At 67.9% G+C, this 25,756-nt stretch carries 28 protein-coding genes and 1 pseudogene; 9 read left to right on the top strand and 20 right to left on the bottom strand.

Features of this window, described 5'->3' with window-relative positions; all coding sequences use genetic code 11:
• Positions 1–23: 23 nt before the first annotated feature.
• The 7 genes and pseudogenes from QAT43_RS02000 to QAT43_RS02030 all read right to left on the bottom strand — a co-directional run bounded on the left by QAT43_RS02000 (position 24) and on the right by QAT43_RS02030 (position 4,550).
• Positions 24–1,076 (bottom strand): annotated as a pseudogene (locus tag QAT43_RS02000) (SO_0444 family Cu/Zn efflux transporter).
• An 11-nt stretch (positions 1,077–1,087) separates the two neighbouring features.
• On the bottom strand, positions 1,088–1,951 hold the full coding sequence (locus tag QAT43_RS02005) for a 4Fe-4S ferredoxin (protein ID WP_305041357.1): 864 nt from the start codon (positions 1,949–1,951) through the stop codon (positions 1,088–1,090).
• Between the two features lie 28 nt (positions 1,952–1,979).
• Positions 1,980–2,246: a type II toxin-antitoxin system RelE family toxin gene (locus QAT43_RS02010; protein WP_305041358.1), complete on the bottom strand. Its 267-nt coding sequence runs from the start codon at positions 2,244–2,246 to the stop codon at positions 1,980–1,982.
• On the bottom strand, positions 2,236–2,451 hold the full coding sequence (gene relB / locus QAT43_RS02015; RefSeq protein WP_305041359.1) for a type II toxin-antitoxin system RelB family antitoxin: 216 nt from the start codon (positions 2,449–2,451) through the stop codon (positions 2,236–2,238). Before relB ends, QAT43_RS02010 begins: the two co-directional genes overlap by 11 nt.
• 89 nt (positions 2,452–2,540) lie before the next feature.
• Positions 2,541–3,338 (bottom strand): metal ABC transporter permease, encoded by a 798-nt coding sequence (locus QAT43_RS02020; RefSeq protein WP_305041360.1) that lies wholly within the window; start codon positions 3,336–3,338, stop codon positions 2,541–2,543.
• 4 nt (positions 3,339–3,342) lie between these two features.
• Positions 3,343–4,071: a zinc ABC transporter ATP-binding protein ZnuC gene (gene znuC, locus QAT43_RS02025; RefSeq protein ID WP_305041361.1), complete on the bottom strand. Its 729-nt coding sequence runs from the start codon at positions 4,069–4,071 to the stop codon at positions 3,343–3,345.
• A gap of 5 nt (positions 4,072–4,076) precedes the next feature.
• Positions 4,077–4,550: a Fur family transcriptional regulator gene (locus tag QAT43_RS02030; RefSeq protein ID WP_442900181.1), complete on the bottom strand. Its 474-nt coding sequence runs from the start codon at positions 4,548–4,550 to the stop codon at positions 4,077–4,079.
• A 147-nt stretch (positions 4,551–4,697) separates the two neighbouring features.
• Between QAT43_RS02030 and QAT43_RS02035 the strand changes: the two genes are divergently transcribed.
• The 3 genes from QAT43_RS02035 to QAT43_RS02045 are packed head-to-tail and all read left to right on the top strand — an operon-like array spanning position 4,698 to position 7,427.
• Positions 4,698–5,627, top strand: coding sequence for a zinc ABC transporter substrate-binding protein (locus tag QAT43_RS02035; protein WP_305041363.1), 930 nt, complete (start codon positions 4,698–4,700; stop codon positions 5,625–5,627).
• The gene (locus QAT43_RS02040; RefSeq protein WP_305041364.1) at positions 5,628–6,293 is read left to right on the top strand and encodes a YkgJ family cysteine cluster protein; all 666 of its coding nucleotides are present in this window, start codon (positions 5,628–5,630) and stop codon (positions 6,291–6,293) included.
• A 27-nt stretch (positions 6,294–6,320) separates the two neighbouring features.
• The gene (locus tag QAT43_RS02045; RefSeq protein ID WP_305041365.1) at positions 6,321–7,427 is read left to right on the top strand and encodes an ornithine cyclodeaminase family domain; all 1,107 of its coding nucleotides are present in this window, start codon (positions 6,321–6,323) and stop codon (positions 7,425–7,427) included.
• Here QAT43_RS02045 and QAT43_RS02050 read toward each other — a convergent pair.
• Together QAT43_RS02050 and QAT43_RS02055 are read right to left on the bottom strand one after the other, a co-directional pair.
• Positions 7,424–8,365 (bottom strand): carbamate kinase, encoded by a 942-nt coding sequence (locus QAT43_RS02050; RefSeq protein WP_305041366.1) that lies wholly within the window; start codon positions 8,363–8,365, stop codon positions 7,424–7,426. The two genes, QAT43_RS02045 and QAT43_RS02050, sit on opposite strands and share 4 nt — an antisense overlap.
• Entirely contained in the window at positions 8,362–9,705 is a 1,344-nt protein-coding gene (locus QAT43_RS02055; RefSeq protein WP_305041367.1) for a cyclic 2,3-diphosphoglycerate synthase, read from the bottom strand. Before QAT43_RS02055 ends, QAT43_RS02050 begins: the two co-directional genes overlap by 4 nt.
• 119 nt (positions 9,706–9,824) lie before the next feature.
• On the opposite strand from QAT43_RS02055, the gene QAT43_RS02060 reads away from it, so the two are divergent.
• Positions 9,825–10,322, top strand: coding sequence for an SHOCT domain-containing protein (locus tag QAT43_RS02060; RefSeq protein WP_305041368.1), 498 nt, complete (start codon positions 9,825–9,827; stop codon positions 10,320–10,322).
• Positions 10,323–10,332: 10 nt separating this feature from the next.
• On the opposite strand, the gene QAT43_RS02065 is transcribed toward QAT43_RS02060, so the two are convergent.
• Together QAT43_RS02065 and QAT43_RS02070 are read right to left on the bottom strand one after the other, a co-directional pair.
• Positions 10,333–12,021: a potassium channel family protein gene (locus QAT43_RS02065; protein ID WP_305041369.1), complete on the bottom strand. Its 1,689-nt coding sequence runs from the start codon at positions 12,019–12,021 to the stop codon at positions 10,333–10,335.
• Positions 12,018–12,668, bottom strand: a complete 651-nt coding sequence (locus QAT43_RS02070; protein WP_305041370.1) for a C40 family peptidase — start codon at positions 12,666–12,668, stop codon at positions 12,018–12,020. Before QAT43_RS02070 ends, QAT43_RS02065 begins: the two co-directional genes overlap by 4 nt.
• Before the next feature lie 202 nt (positions 12,669–12,870).
• On the opposite strand from QAT43_RS02070, the gene QAT43_RS02075 reads away from it, so the two are divergent.
• Positions 12,871–13,062, top strand: coding sequence for a hypothetical protein (locus QAT43_RS02075; RefSeq protein ID WP_305041371.1), 192 nt, complete (start codon positions 12,871–12,873; stop codon positions 13,060–13,062).
• Between the two features lie 40 nt (positions 13,063–13,102).
• A complete protein-coding gene (locus tag QAT43_RS02080) occupies positions 13,103–14,791 on the top strand; it encodes a L,D-transpeptidase family protein (RefSeq protein ID WP_305041372.1) in 1,689 nt (562 codons plus the stop codon).
• On the opposite strand, the gene QAT43_RS02085 is transcribed toward QAT43_RS02080, so the two are convergent.
• The 9 genes from QAT43_RS02085 to QAT43_RS02125 all read right to left on the bottom strand — a co-directional run bounded on the left by QAT43_RS02085 (position 14,767) and on the right by QAT43_RS02125 (position 21,661).
• On the bottom strand, positions 14,767–15,306 hold the full coding sequence (locus QAT43_RS02085; RefSeq protein ID WP_305041373.1) for a THUMP domain-containing protein: 540 nt from the start codon (positions 15,304–15,306) through the stop codon (positions 14,767–14,769). The two genes, QAT43_RS02080 and QAT43_RS02085, sit on opposite strands and share 25 nt — an antisense overlap.
• A gap of 193 nt (positions 15,307–15,499) precedes the next feature.
• Positions 15,500–15,961 (bottom strand): ferritin family protein, encoded by a 462-nt coding sequence (locus QAT43_RS02090; RefSeq protein ID WP_305041374.1) that lies wholly within the window; start codon positions 15,959–15,961, stop codon positions 15,500–15,502.
• Positions 15,962–16,045: 84 nt separating this feature from the next.
• Positions 16,046–16,390 carry a hypothetical protein gene (locus tag QAT43_RS02095; RefSeq protein ID WP_305041375.1) on the bottom strand — a complete coding sequence of 115 codons (345 nt, stop codon included), beginning with the start codon at positions 16,388–16,390 and terminating at the stop codon, positions 16,046–16,048.
• Between the two features lie 66 nt (positions 16,391–16,456).
• A complete protein-coding gene (locus QAT43_RS02100; protein ID WP_305041376.1) occupies positions 16,457–17,104 on the bottom strand; it encodes a hypothetical protein in 648 nt (215 codons plus the stop codon).
• A 69-nt stretch (positions 17,105–17,173) separates the two neighbouring features.
• Positions 17,174–19,516, bottom strand: a complete 2,343-nt coding sequence (locus QAT43_RS02105; RefSeq protein ID WP_305041377.1) for a pilus assembly protein — start codon at positions 19,514–19,516, stop codon at positions 17,174–17,176.
• Position 19,517: 1 nt separating this feature from the next.
• Positions 19,518–20,015, bottom strand: a complete 498-nt coding sequence (locus QAT43_RS02110; protein ID WP_305041378.1) for a PilX N-terminal domain-containing pilus assembly protein — start codon at positions 20,013–20,015, stop codon at positions 19,518–19,520.
• 14 nt (positions 20,016–20,029) lie between these two features.
• Entirely contained in the window at positions 20,030–20,467 is a 438-nt protein-coding gene (locus tag QAT43_RS02115; RefSeq protein ID WP_305041380.1) for a type IV pilus modification PilV family protein, read from the bottom strand.
• Positions 20,464–21,165, bottom strand: a complete 702-nt coding sequence (locus QAT43_RS02120) for a prepilin-type N-terminal cleavage/methylation domain-containing protein (RefSeq protein ID WP_305041381.1) — start codon at positions 21,163–21,165, stop codon at positions 20,464–20,466. Before QAT43_RS02120 ends, QAT43_RS02115 begins: the two co-directional genes overlap by 4 nt.
• Positions 21,166–21,181: 16 nt before the next feature.
• Positions 21,182–21,661 (bottom strand): GspH/FimT family pseudopilin, encoded by a 480-nt coding sequence (locus tag QAT43_RS02125; protein WP_305041382.1) that lies wholly within the window; start codon positions 21,659–21,661, stop codon positions 21,182–21,184.
• Positions 21,662–22,005: 344 nt separating this feature from the next.
• Between QAT43_RS02125 and QAT43_RS02130 the strand changes: the two genes are divergently transcribed.
• From QAT43_RS02130 to QAT43_RS02140, 3 genes are all read left to right on the top strand, one after another.
• The gene (locus tag QAT43_RS02130) at positions 22,006–22,704 is read left to right on the top strand and encodes a response regulator (RefSeq protein ID WP_305041384.1); all 699 of its coding nucleotides are present in this window, start codon (positions 22,006–22,008) and stop codon (positions 22,702–22,704) included.
• 11 nt (positions 22,705–22,715) lie between these two features.
• Positions 22,716–24,527: a sensor histidine kinase gene (locus QAT43_RS02135; protein ID WP_305041385.1), complete on the top strand. Its 1,812-nt coding sequence runs from the start codon at positions 22,716–22,718 to the stop codon at positions 24,525–24,527.
• A gap of 125 nt (positions 24,528–24,652) precedes the next feature.
• Entirely contained in the window at positions 24,653–25,642 is a 990-nt protein-coding gene (locus QAT43_RS02140) for a PstS family phosphate ABC transporter substrate-binding protein (RefSeq protein WP_305041386.1), read from the top strand.
• The last annotated feature ends 114 nt before the right edge of the window (positions 25,643–25,756 follow it).

A 25,756-nucleotide genomic window follows, 5' to 3' on the forward strand; every position in this document is an offset into this window, starting at 1 on the left:
CCTTTTGGGGGTGCTGCCCTTTTTCATTTGGAGCGCAACCACTGGGCGCGGGCCAGCAGCAGCAACAGGAGGAGGGCCGAGGCCAGCATGAGCGGAGAATCGGCGCGTTCGCCGAGATCCTGCACCCAAGTGCTGAGGTCGGCGCCGGACCAGGCGTAGACGCGGTTGGTGAGCCAGCCGAGCAGCAGGGAGCAGACGGCGATGGAGGCGAGGTAGGTGAGGGTCGCGGCGCGTCCCCAGAACCGTCCGACCACGGTAAGGGTGGCGGCGTTGGTGGCCGGACCGGCCAGCAGAAACACCAGGGCGGCCCCGGGCGAGAGGCCCTTGAGCACCAGCGCCGCGGCGATGGGCGTCGAGGCGCTGGCGCAGATGTAGAGGGGAATGCCGACTCCCAGCATGATGAGCAACGAGAGAAATTCGCCGCTCAGATAGCGCAGGAAGAAATCCTCGGGCAACAGGTAGGAAATGACCCCGGCGATGACGATGCCGAGGAGCAGCCATTTGCCGATATCGCGCAAGAGCTCGCCGAAGGCATAATCCAGCCCGGCGCGCAGGCGCCGGGGTAAGGAGGGCTGATCGGGCGGCGGGCAACTCCCGCCTTCCTTGGCCGGTCAGCCGCAGCCCGGCGGTTGGGCCGGGGCCGGGGGCGAAAGGGGCGGTCCCTCGGGCAGCAGGTTGATGAGCACGCCGGTGACGGTAGCGGTGAGAAACGCGGCCAGGGGCCGCACCAGGGTCATGATCGGATCGAGCAGCGCCCAGGTGATGGCGATGGAATCAACGCCGGTTTCCGGCACCGAGACGAGAAACGCGGCCGCCGCGCCCTTGCTCGCCCCCTGGCGGCGCAGGCCGATGGCGGCGGGGATCACGCCGCAGGAGCACAGGGGCAGGGGCACGCCGAACAGCGAGGCCTTGAGCACCGCGCCCAGGTTGTTGCCGCCCAGATGGCGCGCCACCGCCTCGGGCGGGATGAGCGCCTGAAGCAGGCCCGCCGCGAAAAAGCCGAACAGCACGTAAGGGGCGGCCTCGGCGAAAATCATCCAGCACTCGCGCAGAATGCCGACGAGCATCTCGAGCATTTTTCACGCCCTCACAGCGGCACGCGCGCTTCGCAGGGGATCCTGACCTGGCACAGGCCGCAGGGCGTGGCGCCCGTCCCGAAGGTCTTCGTGGTGTAGGGGGTGGTGACTTCGCGGATGTAGGCGTGGCAGCTTTTCTTGTCATGGCCCGCGGCGGTGGTGATGGCATCCACCGGGCAGCGCCGCGCGCAGACGCCGCAGGTGCCGCGCGCATGCCATAGGCACCAGGCCTGATGATCTTCGCCGTAGGGGCGCGCGCTGGCCGGCAGCGCCAGTTTCGTCACCACCGAGCCGAAGCGCACCGCCTTGCCCCAGGGAGTGATGAGGCCGTCGGAGAGGCCGAAGGTGCCCAGCCCGGCGACAAAGGCCGTGTGGCGCTCCGACCAGTTGGAGGCCAGGCCGAAGCCCTCGGACTGGCGGTAATCGAAGCCCGGCAGGCGCTCCGGGGCGACGGCCGGGTAGCCGGCGGCGCTCAGGTTCGCCGCCAGGTGCAGGCGCAAATCGCAGTTGAACTGCTCGCCGAAGAAGCGCGAGCGCGCCCAGCGCTCGGCGGGCAACTCCCGTTCCTGGGCCTGGTCGCGGCGGGTGGCGGCGGTCTGCGGCAGCACGTAGCTGAGGACGCTGAGTTCCGCGGGGGCGGCCGGCGCTTCGGGAAAGGCCAGGGCGAAGGCCTCCGCGGGCGTCCAGTAGAAGGGCCCGATCATCTCCTTGAGGCGGGCGAACCAGGGATCGTCGCCGCGCGCCACGGCCAGGCGCGGCATCTCCCAGGCTTTTTCATCTCCCGGCAAGTGCAGGCTGTTGGATGGGGCGGTGCGCCAGAAATCCTCGAGGATTTCTTGCACCCAGGCGAGATTGTGCGCGGTCGCATCGGTCATGGTCTTCTCCCCAAGATGAAGAAGGTAATCACCTGCGGTAAACCTCTTTGCGTTGTCCGACCTGAAGTACGGAAAGAATGCGGAGCTCCTGGTCAAGAACGTAGATGACGCGGATTTTTCCGTAGCGATAGCGATAGAGTCCCGAGAACGGCCCGGTCAGGGGTTTTCCCAGGGATAGAGGGTTTTGTGCCAGGTAATCGCGAACTTTGGCGATGATTTTTTTCGCCAGGGCCTTGTCCTTAAGTGCTCTTAAGTCCTCGAGGGCCGCCTCGTGCCATCGCACCTCAAAGATCAAGAAGTTTCTCCACCTCTTCGCTGCTGCGGAAGCGGGCGTTGGAGTCGCTCCGCCGCTCCAGGGCCAGGTAGGCTTCCTCGAGCTCGTGAAGATGGCTTTCAAGAATCTCCCTGACATAATAGCTTTTGGTGCGATGGGTTTTTTCCGCCAGCCGGTCGAGTCGTTCGGCAACGGCGTCGGGAACTCGAACATTGACCGTTTTCATAAAGTCCTCAGATTAGTTTGTAATATTTGTAACACAGGTAACACGCCAAGGGGCGAATGAAAAGCGAAAATTATTCGGCGGGAATTATTCTAGCCCCGCGCCAGGCTGCGCGGCAGGGCGCGGGTGAGCACGAACAGCAGGGCGGCGCTGACGACGATGGAGGGCCCGGCCGGGGTGTCCCAGCGCAGGGAAGCGAAAAGGCCGCCGCCCACCGCTAGGCAGCCGATCAGGCTGGCCAGGGCCGCCATGGCTTCGGGGGAGCGGGCCAGACGGCGCGCCGCGGCGGCGGGGATGATGAGCAGGGCGGTGACCAGGACGATGCCGACGATCTTCATCATCACCGCGACCACGAGGGCCAGCAACGCGGTGTAGAGCCACTGCACCAGGCCGGTGGCGACCCCGTCGACCCGCGCCAGGTCCTCGTGCACGGTGAGGGCGAGAAGCGGCCGCCAGATGGCCGCCAGGACGCTGATGGCGAGCAAGCCGCCGCCGAAAATCCAGGCCAGGTCGCCGCGGCTCACGGCAAGGATGTCGCCGAACAGATAGGCCATGAGATCGACGCGCACGTCCCGCAAAAAGGCCAGGGCCACCAGGCCCAGGGCCAGGGAGCCGTGGGCGAGGATGCCGAGGAGGGTGTCGCCGGCCAGTTCGCGTTGGCGTTGCAGGACAAAGAGCAGCAGGGCGAGCAGCTGGCAGACCGCGACCGTCGCCAGGGTCAGGTCGAGATGCAGCAAAAAGCCCAGGGCGACGCCGAGCAAGGCGCTGTGCGCCAGGGTGTCGCCGAAGTAGGCGAGGCGCCGCCACACCATGAAGACGCCGAAGGGTCCGGACACCGCCGCCACGCCGAGGCCGCCGCACAGGGCGCGCAGGAGAAAATCGTCGAACATGGGATCAGGGCTCCTGGGGCGGATGAAGGTGTTGGCGGTCGTGGCTGTAGATGGCGAGATTGCCGGCGCGCGCGCCGAACAGCTCGATGAAGGCGCCGTTCTGGGCGATGGCTTCGGGGGTGCCGGTGCAGCAGATATGGCGGTTGAGGCACACCACGCGATCCGTGGCGGCCATCACCAGGTGCAGGTCGTGGGACACCAGCAGGATGGCGCAGCCGTGGCGGCGGCGCAGGGCGTCGAGATACTGGTAGAAATCGAGCTGGCCGTGCACGTCGATGCCCTGGGTCGGCTCATCGAGCACCAGCAACTGCGGCTGGTTGAGCTGGGCGCGCACCAAGAGCACCCGTTGCAACTCGCCGCCGGAGAGTTTCTGCAGGGGCCGCTCGGCGAGATGACCGAGACCGGCGGCGTCCAACTCGGCGAGGGCGTCGAGTCCGCCGCGTGGAGCCAGGCGCAGAAAACGGCGCACGCTCAGGGGCAGGGTGTCGTCGACGTGCAGGCGCTGCGGCACGTAGCCCAGGCGCAGGCCGGGGCGGCGCCAGACCTCGCCCTGATCGGGCTTGAGCAAGCCCAGGGCGATGCGCAGCAGGGTGGTTTTGCCCGCGCCGTTGGGGCCGACCAGGGTGAGAATTTCTCCAGCGGCGATGTCCAGGTCGATGTTGCTGAGGATGTCGCGCTCGCCGCGGCGCGCGCCGACGCCCGTGACGCGCAGCAGGGTGGAGGGGGCTGTCATGGCGTTCAGTCCCGACACTGGGGACAGAGGCCGAGAATCTCCACCGTCGGTTGGCGCGGGGTAAAGCCCGAGGCCTGGCTGGAGCGGTCGATGGCCTTGGTGATGCCGGCATCGTCGAGCTCGGCGAGGTTCTGGCACTGCTCGCAAATCAGGAATTGCCCGGTGTGCGCCTCGCCGGGGCGCGTGCAGCCGACAAAGGCATTGAGGCTGGAGATGCGATGGATCAGACCTTGTTCGAGGAGAAAATCCAGGGCGCGGTACACCGTCGGCGGCGCCGCCGGACCCTGCTCCTGCAAGCGGGCCAGCAGGGCATAGGCGCCCACCGGCTTGTGGCTGGTCCAGACCAGCTCCAGAACCCGCCGCCGCAGCTCGGTCAGTCGCACGCCGCGCGCGCGGCACAGCTCCTCGGCGGTGGCCAGGGCGGCGCTGATGCAGCCCTGGTGATCGTGATCCTGGCGGGGAAAAGACGAATTGGCGATCAGGCTCAAGGGGCAGGTTCTCCTGTTTTTGACTTGACAATGTTATAACCTAACATATGCTGGTGCGCAAGGCGAGTTGTCCTTTGTCATTTGTCCTTTGTGTCCGTCCGTGCCTGGCCGTGCCCGTCTGACCCCGTCGGAGGTTTCATGCACAAAAAACTGCTCATGGTTCTTTTGCCCCTGCTCCTTGCCGTCCCTGCCTGGTCCCAGCCGGGGGTGGTGGTCAGCATCAAGCCGGTGCATGCCTTGGTCGCCGGGGTGCTCGAAGGCGTCGCCGAACCCGAGCTGCTGCTGAGCGGCGGCGAGTCGCCCCACAGTCACGCCCTGCGTCCTTCCCAGGCGCGCGCCCGGGCCGAGGCGCGCCTGGTGTTCTGGGTGGGGCCCGAGCTGGAGACCTTCCTGGCGCGGCCGCTGCGTTCCCTGAGCGGCGCGGCGCGGGTGGTGCGCCTGATGGATGCCGAGGGCGTGGAACTGCTGCCGGCGCGAAGCGGCGGGGTGTGGGACAGCCACGACCAGGCGCATGGCCATGCCCACGGCGGACACGGTCATGCCGAGGAACACGGTGCTGACCCTCACCTGTGGCTCGACCCGGTCAACGGACGGGCCATCGTCGCCATCGCCCTGCGGGAATCGCAGGCGTTGTTTCCCGAGCAGGCGGAGCTGCTGGCCGCCAACGCCGCGCGTCTCGACGCGCGGCTGAGGCAACTGGAGGCGGAGCTGGCCGAGCAGCTGGCGCCGGTGCGCGCGGTGCCCTTCGTGGTGTTTCACGATGCCTACCAGTATCTGGAGCAGCGCTTTGGTCTGAATGCCGCGGGCTCCATCACCCTTGATCCCGAGCGCGTTCCCGGCGCCCAGCGGGTGCGCGAGGTGCGGGAGCTGATCCGCGCGCGCGACGCGCGCTGCGTCTTTGCCGAGCCCCAGTTCACGCCGCGCCTGGTGGCGACGGTGGTGGAGGGCAGCGGTGCGCGCCAGGGCGTCCTCGATCCCCTGGGCGCCGACCTGCCCCCCGGCCCCGAGGCCTATTTCGACCTTCTGAGCCAGCTGGCGGCTAATCTGCGCGGCTGCCTGGAACCCTGAATGTCCCTGCCCGATCTGATCGCCGCCTATCAGCGCCATCTAGAAGGATACGACCGCTGGTTTGCCGCCTGCATGGCGCGCTTTGGCGAGCGCATCGTCTGCGCCGCGGGCTGCGCCGCCTGCTGTCGCGCCCTCTTCGACATCAGCCTGCTCGACGCGGCTCTCATGCAGGAGGGTCTGCGGCGTCTGCCCGAGGCGGCGCGGGCCCAGGTGCGCGAGCGCGCCGGAGCGATCCTTGCGCGCCTGCAACGGCGCTGGCCCGAATTCGCCCAACCCTTCACCCTCAATCATCGGCCCGAGGAGGACTGGGAGGTGCCCGAGGAGGACGACACGCCCTGTCCCTTCCTCGCCGCCGACCAGCGCTGCCTGGTCTACGCCTTTCGCCCCGCCACCTGCCGCCTGCACGGCCTGCCCAACGTCGACCACTGCGGGGAGATCTTCCAGGAACAGGGCTGCTCGCGCAATTTCCCCGGCGAGGAGGTGCTCGCGGTGCCTGAACTGCGCGGCGATTTTCGCGCCGCCTTCGCGGAAGAGGGGCGCTTGTACCGGCAGTTCGTCGAAAGACTATGGGGCTCGCCGGACCTCCAGGCCGACACTCTCATCGCCGCCGTGCCCTTTATCGATTTCGCCGCCCTTGGCGCGGCGCGGGGGCGTGGTACCCTTTAGGAAAATCCTCCAAACGGAGATTTTCCCATGCCCATTCCCCTGCCCGTCTATCAGCCCCCCGATTTCACCAGCCCCCGCCTGGCGGGCGCACCCCTGGCGCGGTTCGCGGCCGTGGCGCACGACGGGGTGGCGCCGCCCGATTATCACGCCACCTCGATTTTCCCCGAATACCTGCACTTGGCTCCCGGCGATTGGCGGCTGTTGCGCGCGTCGCGCATGGATTGCGTGGTGCGCCTGTGTCCCGACGGCGAGTTGGAAGTGGTGGAATTCCGCCGCCTGCGGCGCGGCGATCAGGTGGCACTGGGGCGTGGGGAGGATGGCCGCGACGGCATCCTCGTGCATGACGGCGGTTTTCCCGAGACGGCGCGGCTTGCCGAGAAATTCGCCTTCCGCACCCTGACCACCCGCGAATCCTCCTTTTCCTTCGATTACGATGAGCTCTATCAGTTGCTCGCCCATGAGCGCCGCGCGGGCTTCATTCTCTGGGTGCTGGGTCCGGCCCTGGCCTTCGACCGCGACGCCCGCGAGGCCTTCGCGCGCCTGGTGCGCGGCGGTTACGTCCAGGGCTTGCTGGCGGGCAATGCCCTGCCCACCCATGATCTGGAGGCGGCCCTCTACGGCACCGCCCTGGGCCAGGAGATCTATCGCAAGCGGACGGTGGCGGCGGGCCACTACCGGCATCTCGATGCCCTCAACCGCATCCGCGAACTGGGTTCCATCGAGGCCGCCGTGGCCAAGGGGCTGGTGCGCGAGGGCATCGTCCACGCCCTGGTGGCGCAGGGCATCCCCTATGTGTTCGCCGGCTCCATCCGCGACGACGGGCCGTTGCCCGGGGTCATCGCCGATGCCTACGCCGCCCAGGACGCCATGCGCGACCTGGCGGCGCGCGCCACCACGGTCATCGGCCTGGCGACGCAACTGCACACCATCGCCGTCGGCAACCTGACGCCCAGCTACCAGGTGCTTGCGGACGGCGCGGTGCGGCCGGTCTATTTCTACAGCGTCGACATGTCGGAGTTTGCCGCGCAAAAGCTCATCAATCGCGGTTCCCTGAGCACCCGGGCGGTTCTCACCAATGCGCAGGATTTCGTGGTGCTGCTGGAGCGGGGATTGAAAAAATCGGCTGAGACCTAGGATTCGTCGCGCACAATTTCGGTGCCGGCGTCTCCGGCGACGGCGGCTTCGAGATCTGCGACGGCGCAGATCAGTGCGCGGCGCCCGCCGCCGGCGAGAAAACGCAGGCAGGCCTCGACCTTGGGCGCCATGGAGCCTGGCGCGAACTGGCCGGCGCGCAGATGGGAGCGGGCCTCGGCGGCGCTGATTTTCCGCAGGAAGCGTTGCCGCGGGCCGGCGAAATCCAGGGCCGCGCCGGGCACGTCCGTGGCGATGAGAAACAGCTCCACCCCCACCTCCTCGGCCAGGCGGGCGCTGGCCAGATCCTTGTCGATCACCGCGTCGATCCCCTGGAAGCCGCGCGCCTCGCGCACCACCGGAATGCCGCCGCCCCCGCAGCAGATGACGATGAAACCCTGGGCGGTGAGCAGGCGGATTTCGCGTTTCTCGACGATGGTGCGCGGCTCGGGCGAGGCCACCACCCGCCGCCAGCCCCGGGGCGTCTCAATCAGGGGAAAATTCGCCGCCGGGCGCTCGGGATAAAAGGGGCCGATGGGCTTGCTCGGGTGGGCGAAGGCCGGGTCGGCGGCGTCCACCACCACATAGCTCAGCAGGCTGACCAGCGGCGGCGGATCCGCGATGCCCTCGGCCATGAAGGCCGCGTCGAGGCTTGATTCGATCATGTAGCCGATCTGCCCCTGGGTCTGGGCGACGAGGATTTCCAGGGGCAGGCGCGGCACCTCGCCGCAGCTTTCCTGCTGCAGCAGCAGGTTGCCGACCTGGGGGCCGTTGCCGTGGGTGATGAGCAGGCGATAGTCGCGCGCCATGCGCGCCAACTGGCGCACCGGCGCCGCCAGGTTGGCGAACTGCTGGGCAAGGGTGCCCTCCTCGCCGGCCCGCAGCAGGGCGTTGCCGCCCAGGGCAACCAGCAGCAGGGGCAAGGCGGCGCGCTCGTTCATGGCGTCCTCCCCTTGGTGGCCGGCAGGCCGCGCAGACGCGGGAGCACCACCTCGGCGAGGGTCGGGCGGCCGACGTCGGCATGGTCGTAGCGCACGCGCAGGCACGGGTGGCGGATGCGGAGCAGCCGTGCCAGATCGCTGGGGGTGGCGAACAGCACCAGGTCGCAGGGCACGGCGTTGATGCTTGCCTCCAGGTCGGCCATCTGCCGGGCGCCGTAGCCCAGGGCGGGCAGCGCCGCGCCCAGGTGGGGATAGTCGCGGAACGCCTCGGCCAGGGATCCCTGGGCGTAAGGGCGCGGGTCGATGATCTGCCCGGCCTGGTGGCGCCGCGCGGCGAGGGTCGCGGCGCCGAAGCTCATGCCGCCGTGGGTGAGGCTCGGGCCATCCTCCACCACCAGCACCCGTTTGCCGTGGATCCGGTCCGGCCGCTCCACGCGCAGCTCGGTGCCGGCGAGGACCACCTCGGCCGCGGGGCGCAGTTCCGCGATGCTTTGGCGCAGGGCCGCGACGGCCTCCGGTGGGGCCGAGTCGCTCTTGGCGATGATGGCGACATCGGCGCACCGCAGATTGCTCTCGCCGGGGTAGTACTGGCGTTCATGACCCGGACGGTGGGGATCGAGGAGCACCAGGTGCAGGTCGGAGCGGAAAAACGGCAGATCGTTGTTGCCGCCGTCCCAGATCAGCAGGTCGGCCTCGCCTTGCGCCTGGTCGAGAATCCTCTGGTAATCGACGCCGGCGTACACCACCAGGCCCTCGTCGAGGAGCGGTTCGTACTCCTCGCGCTCCTCGATGGTGCACTGGTGCTGGTCGAGATCGGCATGGGTCGCGAAGCGTTGCACCGCCTGGCGGGCCAGATCGCCGTAGGGCATGGGGTGGCGCACCACCACCGGGCTCAGGCCCAGGCCGCGGGCCAGGGCGCAGAGCTTGCGGGTGACGGCGGACTTGCCGCAGCCGGTGCGCACCGCCCCCACCGAAAAGACGGGACGGATGGCCGCCAGTTGGGTGCGGCGCGGGCCGAGCAGCAGGAAATCGGCGCCGCGCGCCAGGGCCAGGGAGGCGCGGTGCATGACCTCGGCGTGGGTGACGTCGCTGTAAGCGAACACCACCACATCCACCGTCTGGGCGCGCAACAGATTGTCGAGCTCGCTCTCCGCCAGGATCGGGATGCCCTCGGGATAGAGCGGTCCCGCCAGTTCCGGCGGATAGCGGCGCCCGGCGATGGCGGGGATCTGGGTGGCGGTGAAGGCCAGCACCCGGTGGCTCGGGTCCGCGCGGAAGACCAGGTTGAAGTTATGGAAATCACGGCCCGCCGCGCCGAGGATGATGACGGATCGGCTCATGCATCGCGCCTCCTTCGGCCTTTTCTTTCTAGTTTAACGGCAAAATCCTGCCCCGCGCCCCGGGAAAACTGCTACAATGCGGATCTTCTCAGGAGTTTGTGTCACAGGGAGGTGCCGGCATGGCCCGCAAGAAAGGCGAAGATGGCGGAATTATCAAGGGAATTTTCGCCGGTTATCTGATTCTCGTCCTCCACGCCCTGCTCATGCTGGTGGTGGCGCTGCTGGTGGTGTTCCTGCGCGGCGTGGTGGAGTACATGCTGTGGATTTTTCTCGGCGGGGTCGCGCTGATCGGCGGCTCGGCCTATTTTTTCTACCGGCGCTTGAAGAAGGGGTCGGGCAATCTGGGCAGCGTGCTCAATGATCCGGCCTGGCGCGACCGGCCCGTGGAAATCAGTTTTCTCGGCGGGCTGGCGTCGGTGCGTTTGGGTCAGCCCGGTCAGGGCGCCGGCGGCGAGGCGCCCCGCGCCCTGGAGGGCCGTCTGGTCGAGGAGCCGGCGCGCATCGAGGATCCCGAGGCGCTGCGGCGCCGCGAGCTGGCGCGGCTGGTGCTGATGCTGGAGAGAAACCTCATCACCCAGGAGGAATACAACCGCCTCAAGCAGGATCTGCTGCGCTAAGCTCTCGCCTTTAGCCGCGAAAATTGCGGCTGAAGTTCTCTTCTTGCTCGGGGCTGCCGATGAGGATCAGCCCCATTCCTTTTTCCAGCAGGGTTTCCGGCGGCGGCACCACCAGCGGCTCCTCGGCATCCTCGCGCTCCAGGGCGACGATGGAGCAGCCGGTGAGGGGGCGGATGCGCGATTCGGCGATGGTCTGGCCCACCAGGTTGGGGGGCAGGGGGCGGCGGAAGACGTTGATGCCCTCGGTGAGGAAAATCGATTCCTTGCCTTCCAGGACATTGTTGAGAATGCTCGCGCCCACCGAGGCGTTGGAGATGACGAAATCGGCGCCGGCGGCGTAGAGCTGGTCGACGTTCTCCTCGCGGTTGGCGCGCGCGACGATGCGGATGGACGGGTTGAGGTGGCGGCTGGCGAGGGTGAGAAAGATGTTGATGCTGTCGTCGTTGGTGGTGACGATCAGGCCCTTGGCTTGGTCGATGCCCGATTCACGCAGCACGTGGGGGCTGGTGGCGTCGCCGATCACCGCCACATGGTCGAGGCAGTCGGGACTGGGCTGCTTGTCGATGAGGATAAAGGGCACCGGGCGGCGATCGAGAAAGCTTGCCGCCGCGCAGCCGATGCGGCCGTGGCCGAGAATCAGGACCAGATCGTCGCTCTCTTCCTCGCCCGTGACCATTTCCAGGGCCTCGAGCTGCTCGCGGGTGCCGGCCAGCACCATGAGCGCCTTGGGCGACAGGCGCGTCGCGGCATCCGGGGTGGTGAAGCGGCCGCGCTCCCACAGACCGATCACGGCCAGGCCGGTGCGCTGGCGGATCCGCGCCTCGGCCAGGGTCTGTCCGGCGAAGGGCGTGGCCTGGACGGGTATCTCGGCGATCTGCAGGCGGCCGAAGGAATCAAGCACATGGGCCAGGGCCCCGCGGGTGGTGGCGCGGGTGGCCAGGTAGCGGCCGAGGATGCGCTTAAGGGCGATGGCCTGGTTGGCGCCGGCCAACCGCAGCAGTTCGCCGTGTTCCAGCTGTCCGACCAGGGTGGCGATGGGGGTTTCGCACAGCGACCGCACGGTCAGGCAGAGGTTGGTGTTTTCGGGATCGCTCAGGTTCGCAATGATATGGCGCGCCGCTTGCACGCGTGCGCCCTTGAGAAATTGGGCGTCGGTAGGGATTCCGAGAAGTACGCGAAACCCTTCTTCTTCCAGGCGCACCGCCTGGGCGTGGTCGGAGCAGACCACGATGAAGGGAATCTGGCGATTTTGCAACTTGCGCGTCAGGGCGCGGGTGACAGCGTCGAAACCGAAGATCAACACGTGATCGCGGGTTTCCTCGGGCAGTGCGACGGTTGGTCGATAACGCAGGCGCTGCTCGATCCACGGGGCCAGAAACAGGCTGATCATGCCGAAGGGCAGCAGGATCAGCATGAATATCACTCCGGAGATGGTGACGATGGTGGAAAACAGGTACCCGGGTTCGGTGGTGAAGGTGATGTCGCCGTAACCCAGAGTGGTCATGGCGACGACCGTCCAGTAAAGGCCGGCCAGAAACGAGTATTCGCGGCCCTCCAGCTGCCACATGAGAAAGCGGAAGAGGGCGCTGTAGGTGAGCACCAGGATCAGCAGGAAGGTGCAGTAGAGGATGAGGAGCTTGAGGTTCTGACGCGCCTGGCCGCGCAGGAAGAAGGCCAGCTCCGCGGCCAGGGTTTTCACAGGTTCTCGTTGACGCGGCCGGCGCCGACCAGGCGTTTTTTCCAATAGGCGCTGTCGAGATCGGCGATGGATACCCGTTTGCCGGGCGAGGGGGAGTGGACGAATTCGCGGCCTTCGAGATAGATGCCGACGTGATCGATGCGCTGGCCGCGGGTGCGGAAAAACAGCAGGTCGCCCGGTTTCAGTTCCTTGAGGTCGACGGGGTCGACCACCTTCATCTGGCTGGCGGCGCCGTGGGGCAGTTCCACGCCCACCTGAGCGAAGGCGAAGCGCACCAGGCCGCTGCAATCGAAACCGCCGGGGCCGGTGCCGCCGCGCCGGTAGGGCACGCCGATCTGCTCCAGGGCCGCTTCCAGAGCTCCGGCGCTCAGCAGATTGAAGCGCGGCGGCTCAGGTTCGGCTTCCTTGAGGGGGTGGACTTCGCACAGGGCCGGCGGCGACGGCAGGTCGGTCAGCCGCGGGCGGCTCTTGATGTTGGGGGGCGTGGGCGCCGCGGCGGGCGCAGGGGGCGACGGCAGTTCGGGGCCGCTCGGAACCAGGGCGGGTGCCTGAAAGGCGGACTCCGCGGAATAATCCCCTTGCGGGGGACGCGCGCAGCCCATGGCCGCGAGCGCAGCGGCGGTGCCGGTCAGAAACAACAATTTCAAGATACGCGACGAAGGCAAGAACATCATTCCGTTCCGGGAAAAAGAATACGGGGAACGTGTCTTTTTATCCCAATCGCGTTCTTGAGGCAAGAGCTATTTGGCTGACGGCTTCTCGCGTGATGCATCCGCCGGTGTTTGCGGGTATAATCGACCATGTGAGTCTTCAATTGCCTCGCGAACCTGGGACGAAAGGAATCAAGCCATGCAAAAGCTGCTTCTCGGCCTATTGAGTGTCGTTTTTCTGGTGGTGGTCGCCCCGACCCTGATGTTTGCCCTGTTCGCGCCTTACGCCATGGGCACCATCCTGGTGGCCTGGAGCACGGTGGTGGCCTTGGCGACGGTCATCGGCGGCGGCATTTGGGTTTTCGCGGCGCGCGCCGCCCGCCTGTCCTGACCGGCAGGGAGCAAGCCGCTTGAAAGGAATTGATGATGCGATGAGGGGATGGCTGTTTTTTTTGCCGCTGCTGTTGTGGGTCGGCCTGACGCATGGGATGGCGGCTTCGGCCGGCGACGATGCGCAGGTGCGTGAAATCCTGCGGCTGCGCATCGAAAGCGCGGGCCTTCCGGCGGAACTCCAGGCCGCCGGGGAAGCGGTGCGGGCGGCAACCGCGGTGCCGGATTTCTATGTGCGGCGGTTTTACCAACCGGCCTGGAGCCGTCAGGGCCAGCCCACCGCGGAGGCCGAGGCGATGCTGGGGGCGATCGCCGACAGCCGCCTGGAGGGCCTCGAACCCGCGCATTATCATCAGCCGGCCATTGAATCCCTGTGGTCCGGCCTCAGGGATGAAGCTCTCGATCAGGAGCGGCGCCTGTTGCTGCTGGCCGATTTCGACCTGTTGCTGAGCGACGCTTTCCTGCTGCTTGCCGCCCATTACCAGCAAGGCCGGATCAATCCGGAAACCATCGATCCGGACTGGCGCGCCCGCCGCGGGGATGCCGATCCCCTGCCGGTCCTGGAGGCGGCCCTGCAATCCGGGGAGATTCGTGCCTCCCTGGAGGGCCTTTTGCCCCAGGCGGCTGAGTACGCGGGGCTGCGCGCCGCCTTGGTGGACTATCGCGCCCGCCAGGCGGCGGGCCCCTGGCCCCAAGTGCCGTCCGGGCCGACCCTGCGTCCCGGCCAGCGCCAGGAGCGGGTGCCGGCGCTGCGCGCGCGCCTGATCGCCGGCGGCGATCTGGCGGCCCCGGCCGAGGATGAACGGGACAGCGAGCTCTATGATGACCAGCTGGTGGAGGGGGTGCGCGCCTTTCAGTCGCGTCACGGCCTCAACCCCGACGGCGTCGTCGGCCCCGCGACCCTGGCGGCCCTCAACGTGACCCTCGACGAGCGAGTGCGGCAGATCGAAATCAACCTGGAGCGCTGGCGCTGGTTGCCGCGGGATCTGGGCGAGCGCCACATCCTGGTGAACATCGCCGCCTTTCAGGTCGAACTGGTGGAGCAGGGGCGCGCCGTGCTCGACATGCGCGCCGTGGTCGGCCGGCTCTATCGGCGCACGCCGGTGTTCAGCGGTTCCATGACCTATCTGGTGCTCAATCCCAACTGGCAGGTGCCGCACAGGCTGGCGGTGGAGGACATTCTCCCCCAGGTGCAAAAAGACCCCGGCTACCTGAGCCGCCAGGGCTACCGGGTGTTTCGCGGCTGGGGCAGCGAGGCCATCGAGATCCATCCCGCCGAGGTGGACTGGCAGCGCCTGACCAAGCGCGGCTTTCCCTTCAATCTGCGCCAGGAGCCGGGACCGGCCAACGCCTTGGGGCGCATCAAATTCATGTTCCCCAACCCCTACGACGTCTATCTCCACGACACCCCGGCGCGGGAGCTGTTCCGCAAGGAGGCCCGGGCCTTTAGTTCCGGCTGCATCCGCATCGAGAAACCCCTCGACCTGGCCCTGCGCCTGCTGGCGGGCACTGCCCTCGGCGAGCCCGAGGGGCTGGCGGCGGCTCTGGAGCGGCCCGGCCCGCGCACCGTGCGCCTGCCGCGGCCGGTGCCGGTGCACGTCCTCTACTGGACGGCCTGGGTCGATCCTCAGGGGCGTCTGCAACTGCGCGCGGACATCTATGAGCGGGATGAACGGCTCGGTCAGGCCCTGGAGCAGCCGCCGCCTCAGCCGACCCGCACCACCTCGTAGCGCTCGCGCAGTTCACGGTTGAGCAGCCCGATGCCGCAACGGTCGCCCACCGTTTCCACCGCCAGGATCAGGTCGGGATTGTCGAAATCGATGCGTCCGGGGGTGCCGTTGGCCTTGAGCTGGGCCAGGAGAAAGTCGTCCAGGTCGCGCTCGATCTCGGGGGAGAGGATCTCGCCCTTGTGGCCGCGCCGTTCGAGGCGCACATAAAAGCTCTGGTGGGCGAGGCGCGCGACAAAGGGTGCGAGGTGTTCGCGCACCTGGATGAAAAATTCCTCCACCTGAAAGCTGAACACCTGCTCCAGGGGAATGATGCGGCCGAGATCCTGAAAGGCGTAGAATTTCTTCTCGCGCTCGCGGCGGATGGTTTCGAGCATCGCCAGGGGCTCGGCCACCTGGCCGAGGGCGACGCCGAGGAATTCGGTGCGCCGGAATTCGCCGAAGGGCGCGAGATCCTCCAGCATGTGACGGTAGCGGCCGGCATGGGCCATGGTGGCTACGACGTTGAAGGTCCACATCGCGGTCTTCCTCCTGGGGAAGGGGGCACTGCACGAGGCCGTCGCGGGGCTTGCATTCATTATAAACGCAAACCGCCTTTCGTGGAGACGTGCCCGTCGGTTCCGTGCGGACGCATGCGCCTTCGCCGCCGGAAAAAAAAACAGCAGGCCTCCCACCTGGGTGCCTGCTGTTTTTTTTTCCGGCGGAGGTTCCTCAGGCGGATCGCTGATAGACCTCCTGGTAGTAGTCGCGCAGGGTGGCGATGTGCCTTTCATCCTCGCGGGCGAGCAGTTGCAGGCGTTCCTTGAGTTTGGGATCGGTGAATTCGACGGCCGAACCCGCATGGGCCTGCATGAAATCCTCTTCCATGGCGATGGCCTGCAGCAGCACCTCATCCTCGCCGAGGCGCGCGTCCTCGATGCCTTGCAGCAGACTCTGGGCCTTGAGCAGCAGCAGGTCGAGGCGGGTTTTGGACAGCGTGGGACCGGCGATGCTGGATTCCGCGGGCAGCAGGCGGGCAAAGCGGATCTGGTTGACGTGATCCGCCTCGTCCTTGGCCATTTGCAGCATCAGGCCGCGCAGACGGTCGTTGCCGCGCACGGCGTCGGCCATGCGGCGGTAGATCAGGCTCATGGTGCTTTCAATCTCGGCGCAGGTGTCAAAAAACTCGTCCATCGGTTACTCCCGGCGATTGGGTAAAATTAGAGGGATTTTATCCCTTCTTTCCCGCCAGGGCAAGCGGATTCGGCGAATTCGGCGCTAGGTTTCAAGGGGAGCACCATCACCGAGGTAGGCGCGGGCCTTGGGGCTGAGGTCGGCGGCGGGCACCTCGAGCTCGATGGCCGGCTGCTGTTCATCGCCGTCGATGAAGCCGAACAGGCCGATGCAGCGCCAGGTGCGGCCGTCGAGTTCATGGGCGGGCATTTCGCGCCATGGCGCGGGGATGCGTCCGCCGAGAGCCGCGCGAACATCCGTGGCGAAGGTCTGCCCGGCGTCGGTGGCGATGCCGCTGAACACATGATGGCCCGGCAGCCTGACGGCCAGGTCGTCGAAGGCGTCGATATAGAGTTCGGCGTTGACGTTGAAGCTGATGCGCTCCTTCATGATGCGACCCCCTTTCTGGACTCCGTCTCCATTATAACCCGAGGGGACGGCGCGGGGCAGGCCGGCTCAGGGAAGGGCGCCGCGCAGGTGCACGCTGGTTGAGAGTTGCCGGCGGGGCCGGCCGTCGGCGGGCGGGGTGTAGGTCGCGCCCGAGGGCAGGCGAAAGCCGCGCCGGGTGGCCTGGGCGGAGTCCCCCGGAGCGTCGAGGCGCGCGATGAGGGTCAGGTCGATGGCGCGGACGCGCGGCAGCTGGTCGGCGTCGGGCCGGCTGAGGCGCCGTCCGTCGTCCAGGCGATAGGAAAATTCCAGCAGGTCGAGATTGGTGCACAAGACGCGGGCGAAGCCGCCGTCGTTACGCACCAGGTTGCCGGCGGACAGGATGTAGGTGAGGGTGGGTACCAGGGCCGCGGCCTGGGGGTCGGCGGCCGGGTCGCGAAAACTCAGGTGGGTGGGGCCGGCGCTGAGCAGGGCGGCCGCCGGCGGCGCGGCGGGTTCGGCCTGGCCCAGGGCGCGCAATTCACCGGCCAGAAGCTCCAGGGCCTGACGCAGTTCGGGGCGCGCCTGACCGGCGGTCGGCGCGTCCGGGCGCGGCGCTTCGGGGCGTGCCGCGAGCTGCCAATAAAGGGCAAGTCCGAGGAAAATGCCGCCGAGGGACAGGATCTGCAGCAGCCGGCGGACGGTGAGGCCGGTCTGGTTTTTCAGATAGGACGTCATGCAAGGCTCCGCGCGGGGGTTCCCGCGCAATCTTGCAGCAATATCCGCGCCAATCGCCTGGGCGGAAAGTTAGAAATCCACCTCGCGCCAGGCGCGCAGATTGAGGGCGGGGGCATCAAGGCGAGGGTGAATGAAACCCAGGGGCGCGGTGCTGGTCGGAGTAAAGAGGGTGGCCGCCTGTCCGGGGCGAGCAAAGCGCCACACCAGCCCGCCGAGTCGGCCTTCCCAGGTCGGCCCCCGGGGATCTTCGCCCTGCGTGGCGGCCGGAAGCACCCTCGCGCCGCCCTGCCGCGCCGGGACGCCCTGGTCGTGGCTCAGGGCATGGAGCCTGGTCAGGGCGGCCAGGGAGCAGGGGGCGGCGCTGGGCAGCAGGGTCGGAAAAAATACCGTGCCGGCCACCACCAGGGGCACGCCGGCCAGGCGTTCGGCGGGCGCGGCGCCATCGGCCTGCAACGCGAGAAACCAGCCGTTTTTCTCCAGGAGCGCGCGTTCCTCGGCATCCAGGGCGCGGCCTATGACCGTATCTTCGGCAAAATCCGTCACCTCGACCAGATCGCTGGCGGTCTGGGCGCGCGTCGGAAAGTCGGCGAAAGGATGCGGTCCCTCGCGGCGGCGCGTTTCGATGAGCCCGTAGAAGGCATGGGGCCGCGGGTCGGCGTGGTCGGCCGCGTCGGCATAGCGGCCGGTACCGAAGTAGATGCGCAGGTCGCCGTGACGGTCCAGGACCAGGGTCGGACGCAGGGCGATGGGCGGCCCGCCGGTGTGGAAGCGCGCCTGGCCGCGCCAGTGACCGGCATCGGCATCGAGGAAAAACTGCCAGAGGGTGCCCGCGCTGTCGCCGGCGTACACCAGATCGAGAAGACCGTCGCCGTCGCTGTCCAGGGCCACGGGGTCGGAGAGGGCGTAATGAGCGCCGCCCGCGATGCGCGAGCCGGCTTCCAGCAGGGGTGCATCGGCGGCGCCCAGGGGCAGGGAACGGCCGTCAACGAGGGCCAGGGCGCGCAGGCCGCCGGGCTGGTCGTCGTCGCGCAGGCCGCTGGTCAGCAGGGCGGCCCAATGGCCGTGGGGGGCGAGGGGGCCGAGGACCGGCCGGGTGCCGGTGCGCGCGCCGGCGAAGGGCGCGCTTTCCCACAGGGGCAGCGGCGCGTTGGGATCGGTGACATCGAGGGCGAAATAGTCGGGCCCGCCCAGCCCGGCGCCGCCGACCAGCACCGTGCGCCAGCCCGCGGCACCCCTGCCCCAGGCGGGGTCAAAGGCATCGATGGCGGCGGGCGTCAGGTCCAGCAGGTAGGGATGGGGGTTTGACGCCGCTTCCTCCAGGCGGTCCAGAACCGTGCCCGGCACATAGGCCCAGGCTTCGCTGCCCGGGGGAGCATCGCCTTCGGCGGCGGCGCGCAGGGCATGGAGCATGCCGTCGTTGGCGGCGACATAGATCCGTGTCGGTCGCTTCTGCCGGCGCTGGCGGAAGGCGACATAGTCGGTGCCGCGGTGGGCCGCCTGGGGCGGGCCGACGACCAAGGGCGCGGCATGAATGATGGCGCCCAGGGGCCGGTGCCGCAAATCCTCGATTCGAGCGGTTTCGTGCCGGGACTTGAGGATGCGGCGCTGCTCGGGTGGGGTTGTCTCCAGTTGCCGGGATGCCGACCAGAGCGGGGTGGGCGCGGGTGCCTCGGCGTCGGGCAGGGGCAGGGCATAGGCGGCCAGGTCGCCGCGGCCGCTCAGCGGGGCGAATCCGGTCTGCAGCAGTACCTCGGACTGATCATCCCGGTTGAGGATGGCCGGCGCCGTGCCGGAGACCCACGGCTGGAGGAAGTCCGCGAGAGGTGCGTCGAACCTCTGAAACAGCAGCGTCGGATCCGCCGGGATCGGGAGCAGGTGCGGCAGTGGCGCAAGGGTTTCGCCCTGGCGTTCCGGCATCCTCTGGTTCAGCCAGTCCAGGAGGTCGGCGGGAAATGCGCTCGCGCGGCCGACGAAGATCAGATGGATGGCGGCGCAATCGGTGAGGCCGAGATGGGACGCCGGGGCCGTAGGGGGCGGGTTCCGGGGACGGGTCCAGGTTTGCACCTGGCGGCGCAGGCCATCCATCGCGCCTCCGCAAGGCGCAAGAACCAGATCGGGCGGCGGCCAGGCGTCGTCTTCGCCGCCGCCGCGCAGCAGACCGAAGCGCACCCCCAGGGGCGCGTAGCGCTCCACCAGGGCGAGGAGGGCCTGGCGCGCCAGATCCCAATAGCTGAGGGCGGCGCCGGGGGGCGTCTCCTCCATGGCGGCGCGGTCGTCGAGAATCAGCAGAACCTGGGGCGCCGGGCGGCTCTTGGCCCAGGGCGGCAATTCGGGCTGCCAGGCTTCGGCCCCGGCAAGGCGCGGCAGCCACAGGCACAGCAGCAGGACCAGGGGCAAGCGCGGGCCGTGCATCTCAGTAGCCTCCGCCCGCCAGGAGGCGCCCGGCCTCGACCTCGATGCGCGCTTGGGTGCGGTGGGCGGCGAAGCCCGTGGCGCTCAGGCGGTAGTCGAGGCGCTGGAAATCGGTGCTGTAGAGAACGGGGTGGCTTGCCCCGCGCAATTCGATGGTCACCGCGAACAGCGCCGCGCCCGTTTCATCCTGCAGGGGAAGGGGCCCCGCGGCCAAGTGCGGGGCAAAGGCCTCGTCCCAGGGAGCGGGACTCGTCTGGCTGCCCTGGTCGTCGAGGATCAGGCGCGGCGCTCGAGCGAGCCAGGCCAGGCCGTAGCGCCAGCCGCTCTCGGCGCGGTAGAAGGCCATCGCGCGCAACTGCTCGTTGCGCGCGATGGCGATTTCCACCAGGGCGGCGCCGCTTGCCGCCATGCCCAGCAGGGTCAACAGAGCCAGCACCATCAGGGTGCTCAACAGTGCCGCGCCGCGCTCCCTATTTCTTCCAAGAACTGGTGTTCTCATCCGCGCCTCCTCCCTCAATCTCTTCCGGTCCGCACCAGATCCAGGGCCAGCCCCTTGTCGCCGGTCGGTCCCCAGCGGGCAGCGACGCGCAGGCTGATCAAGCCGGGGGCAGGGTCGTTTTCGGCGACGTTCCAACACACCTGCAAACCCTGCGGTCCCTCGGGCGGCAAACAATGATCGGCACCCTGCGGATCCGCCTCCCGGTCGTCCAGGCCGGCGCGACCGTTGCCGTTGCGGTCGCGCAGGTGCGGATGATCGTCGGGTAGGGCCAGCAGCCCCTCGGCCTGGCTGGCGGCCGCGGCCCGGGCGCGACCGCTCAGCTCGGCGCCGGCCGCGGCACGCAGGGCCTGGCCTTGCAGGGCGGCGACGGCCAGAATGCCCACCGCCAGGATGCTCAGGGCGATGAGCACCTCGATGAGGGTGAAGCCCTTTTGCCGCGCGTCCCACCTCATGGCGGCGGATTGCGCAGCAGCACCGTCTCGCGCAGCGTGCGTCGCCGGGTCTGCCCCTTGTAGCTCCAGGCGGTGGTCAGGCTGACCTCGATCTGGCGGATGTCCCGGGGATTGGCCACCTCGCCGCTGAGGGGATCGGGCAGGAGCTCGACCGACGCGCCGGTTTCATCCAGGGCGAAATAGCGAAAGCGCAGGGTCTCCACCTGCTCCGCCAGGGGCTGGTGGAAACCGCCGCCCGGGTGGCCCGCCGCCCCCGCGCCGCTGCCCGAGCAGCTGCCGCCGTCGCGGCTGCCGCTGTGCATGCCGAGGGTGCCGGTGCCGTAGCGGCAGAAGGCGAGGTGTTCGCCCGGCGCGCTCAGGCGGCCGTCGGGAGCGCTGCCGGCGCCCCCCTCGCCGTTGAGGTCGCGGGTCAGGTACACATAGCCCTCGCGCGCGCTGCGGATGCCGGCGTCGGCCTGCCCGGTGGGATCGTAGCCGGCCCCGCGCAACTGGCCGGTGATCACCCCCAGGGCGGCGCGCAGGCGGCTCTGATCCTCCAGGAGGCGGCGGTTGATTTCATGGGCATCGAGGTGGGTGCGATAGAGGCCGAAGAGAGCGGTGCTCGCCAGGCCCGTCAGGGCCAGGGCGAGCAGCACCTCCACCAGGGTGAAGCCGGCGCCGCGCCGTGTCGCGTGCCGGGCAGGGGACGTTTGTTTCATGGACCGCTCCTTCGGCCTAGACTTCAAGGCGCACACTGCCGTAGAGGCTGAGGGTCAGCCGGTAGGAGGCTTGCCCGCAGCGGCTGCGCAAGTCCACGCTCCCGCTGCCGTTGCTGGGCAGGCCCCGCTGGTTGAAGCCGCCGCGACTGCTGGTGCCGAAACGGGCGCGCTCCAGGCGCAGGGCGGAAAATGGGGTGAGGGCCTGGAGCTCGCGGAGGCTGCCGTCCGCTTCCTGGGCGAGAATGCGGTAGCCGCCGCCTTGGAGCGTGTCGGCTTCCCGGAAATCGAGCAGGACGCTGCAGTTGCGCCGGGCGGCTTCGGCGCGGGCCTGCTGAAAAGCGGCGAGCAGGGCGCGCGCCTCGGCTTTTTCCTGGAGGCGGACCTGCCAGTGGCGCAGGTTGGGATAGGCGGCGGCCAGGGTCAGGGAAAGGATCAGCAGGACGAACAGCGATTCCCCCAGGGTAAAGCCCCGGGACGATCCGGACAGGACGGGCATGGCGGGTTCCCTCCCACGAGCAATGACAAGAGCGGCAGAGCCGCAATCCATACAGCAAACGGCGGTACTATGCCGCAGCGCGTATTTTCGGGCAAGAAAAAATATGCGATCAGTGAGGGAAAACAAAAGCTTGTGGTGTTTTAATCCTTTTTGGGCCAGGGTTCTCGGTAAGGCGTCCAGGCTCGTTTCACCTTTCAACGTTTTTTTCGGCTATGCTGAATAAGCGTATGCAATTCCTTGGCTGATTTAACCGTTTCCTTGCACTCACAATAAACTAACAATCCGGCCCTAGGCTTGGGGCGCATGGGGCGACAAGGATCACCGCGAAAAAATGAGGATGGCGCATGTCCAACGAAAACATTCTGGTCATCGAGGATGAGGAAGACATCCTGGCGCTGGTGCATTACAACCTGGCGCGGGAAGGCTATACGGTGACGCCGGTCACCTCGGGAGAGGAGGGGCTCAAGGCCGCCGCCCGGCAGCTGCCCGATCTGGTCCTGCTCGATCTCATGCTGCCCGGCCTGGACGGGCTGGAAATCTGCCGGCGCCTCAAGAAAAGCCCGGAAACCGCCGCCGTTCCGATTATCATGGTCTCGGCGCGCGGCGAGGAGGCCGACGTGGTGGCGGGCCTGGAACTCGGCGCCGAGGATTACGTGACCAAGCCCTTTTCTACCAAGGTGCTGCTGGCGCGCATCCGCAACGTGCTGCGCCGCCGTGAGCGCGACGCGGCGCCGCCCGACGACAACGAGGCCCTCGTCATCAGCGGCATCAGCATTCATCCGGGGCGCAACGAGGTGCTGGTGGACGGCCGGCCGGTGGACCTGACCTACACCGAATTTCGCGTGCTGCATTTTCTCGCCGGCCGCCCCGGCTGGGTGTTCACCCGCTATCAGATCGTTAACGCCGTGCGCGGCGATGATTACGCCGTGACCGACCGCGCCGTGGATGTGCAGATCGTCGGCCTGCGCAAGAAGCTCGGCCGCGCTGGCCAGTGCATCGAAACGGTGCGCGGGGTCGGTTATCGCTTCAAGGATCAGGATTAGGAATCGCGCCCATGGTCGAATTTCTCCGGTCCCGTCGCCGGCGACTGGTCTGGCAGCTGTTTCCCGCCTTCGCCCTGGTGATTCTCCTCGCCCTGGGTGCCGCCGGCCTGCATGTCTCCCATGCCCTCGGGAACTTCTATCTTCAGCAAAGCGTCGCCCACCTCGAAGGGCTCGGCCGCATGGTCGATGAGAGCGTTGCCCCTCTGCTGGACAAATCCCCGGAGGAGCTCCAGGCCCTGGTGATACGCCTCGGACGCGGCGCCGGGGTGCGGGTGACGCTCATCGCCCCCGATGGCCGGGTGCTGGCCGATTCCGATGAAGATCCGGCGCGCATGGACAACCACGGCGGTCGTCCGGAAGTGCGCCAGGCCCTGCTCGGCGCGGTGGGCAGCGAAACGCGCTACAGCCATACCCTGCTGCAGACCCTGATCTACGTGGCGGTGCCGGTGGAGCGCGAGGCACAGGTCGTCGGCTGTGTGCGCACCGCTCTTTCGGCGGCCGCCATGGAGGAGAACCTGCGCACCATCCACCAGCGGGTGCTGGCCGGCGGACTGGGGGCGGCGCTCTTGGCGGCGCTCATCAGTCTCGGCTTGGCGCGGCGCATCAGCCGGCCCCTGGAGGATATCCGCCAGGGGGCGGAGCGCTTCGCCCAGGGCGATTTGGGGCGACGGTTGCCGGTGGTCGGTTCCGAGGAGATCGCCGGGCTCGCCGAAGCCCTCAACCAGATGGCGGCGCAGCTCGACGAGCGCCTGCAGGCCATGCTGCGCCAGCGCAACGAGCAGGAGGCGGTGCTGGGCAGCATGGTCGAGGGGGTGCTGGCGGTGGATACCGACGAGCGCCTGCTGCGCATCAACGCGGCGGCCGCCGCGCTGCTCGGCGTCGATGGCCCGGCGGCCCAGGGGCGGGTGATCCACGAAGTGGTGCGCAAAGCCGATCTGCAGCGTTTTGTCGCCCGCGCCCTGGCCAGTTCCGCGCCGGTGGAGGGCGACATGGTGCTGCACGGCGCGCGCGGCGAGCTCTATCTGCAGGCGCACGGCTCGCCCCTGCGCGACAGCCAGGGGCGCAACATCGGCGCCCTGGTGGTGCTCAACGACGTGACCCGCCTGCGCCGCCTGGAGCGCATCCGCAGCGATTTCGTCGCCAACGTCTCCCACGAACTCAAGACGCCCATCACCGCCATTCGCGGCTTCGTCGAAACCCTGCTCGACGGCGCCCTCGACAAGCAGGACGACGCGCGGCGCTTTCTCGACATCATTCTGCGCCAATCCGAGCGCCTGCACGCCATCATCGAGGACCTGCTGGCCCTCTCGCGCATCGAGCAGGAAAGCGAGCGCGGCATGCTCGACCTGCAGGAGGGGCGCCTGCAGCCGGTGCTGGCCGCCGCCCTGCAAGTGTGCGAGCCCGCGGCGGCGGCCAAATCCCTCCAGGCGCGCCTGGTCTGCCCGGAGGGGCTGAGTCTCGCCATGAACGCGCCCCTGCTGGAGCAGGCCCTGGTCAATCTGGTGGACAACGCCGTCAAGTACAGCCCGCCGGGCAAGGACATCCTGGTGGAAGCGGTCGGGGACGACAAGGAGGTGCTGATCCGCGTGCGCGACTGGGGCGTGGGCATTTCCCGCGAGCATCTGCCGCGGCTCTTCGAGCGCTTCTATCGGGTCGACAAGGCGCGCAGCCGCAAGCAGGGCGGCACCGGCCTGGGCCTGGCCATCGTCAAGCATATCGTCCAGGCTCACGGCGGCCAGATCGGCGTCGAGAGCACCCCCGGCCAGGGCAGCACCTTCAGCCTGCGCCTGCCGCGCCGGCGCGCGTCCCAACGTCCACAATAATTCGCGAACTTCTCACACCGGCCTAACAATTCCCTAACATGAAAGTTGATAATTCGTTAGCGACAGGGGGGCGCTCCGACGTCCCTCACCCAACTCTAACGGACAGCAAGGAGATGACTTTCATTATGCGCAGCACGATGAAAACCCTGACCAAACGCACCCTTCTCGGCCTGGCCGCCCTGGTGGCCCTGAGCGGTCTTGCCCAGGCCGCGGCCCCCCAGGTGGATCCCAACCTGCCCGACTATCAGCGGACCCAGGGCGTCTCGGGCAACCTCAACAGCATGGGTTCCGACACCCTCAACAACCTGCTCACCTTCTGGGCGGAAGGTTTCCGCCGCGCCTATCCCAACGTCAACATCCAAATCGAGGGCAAGGGATCGAGCACCGCGCCGCCCGCTCTCATCGAAGGCACCGCCCAGATCGGCCCCATGTCGCGGGCGATGAAGAAAGAGGAAATCGAGAAGTTCGAGGAGCGCCACGGCTACCGTCCGACCGAAATCGCCGTGGCCCTGGATTCCCTGGCGGTGTACGTGAACAAGGACAACCCCATCGAGAGTTTGTCCCTGCCGCAGGTGGACGCCATCTTCTCCAAAACCCGCCTGGGCGGGCTGGCCGAGGACATCGTCACCTGGGGACAGGTCGGCCTCACCGGCGAGCTGGCGAGCCGCCCCATCAGCATCTACGGGCGCAACAGCGCCTCGGGCACCTACGGCTTCTTCAAGGAAGTGGCTCTGTTCAAGGGCGACTTCAAACCCATCGTCAAGGAGCAGCCCGGCTCGGCCTCGGTGGTGCTGTCCGTGACCGAGGATAAGGCGGGCATCGGCTACTCGGGCATCGGCTACCGCACCTCGGGTGTCAAGGCCCTCGCCCTGGCCAAGAAGGACGGTGAAACCGCCTACGAACCGAGCTACGAGAACGTGCTGAGCGGCAAATATCCCCTGGGGCGCGCCCTCTACCTCTACATCGCCAAGAAGCCCGGCGAACCCCTCTCGCCCCTGGTGAAGGAATTCCTCAAATTCATCCTCTCCAAGGAAGGCCAGGAAATCGTGGTCAAGGACGGCTACCTGCCCCTGCCCCTCGATGTGGTGAATAAGCAGCTGGCGCTGCTTGACTAAAGACAACCGACCGGGGCCGAGATCCTCTCTCGCCTCGCTACGCAGACCGGGTCCCGGCAACGAAAGCCTTGCTTTCACTGCCGGGACCTGAAGTTGTTTTCCTACTGTGGGACT

Origin of the sequence: Geoalkalibacter sp., from assembly GCF_030604225.1 — a bacterium.
Lineage (GTDB): Bacteria > Desulfobacterota > Desulfuromonadia > Desulfuromonadales > Geoalkalibacteraceae > Geoalkalibacter.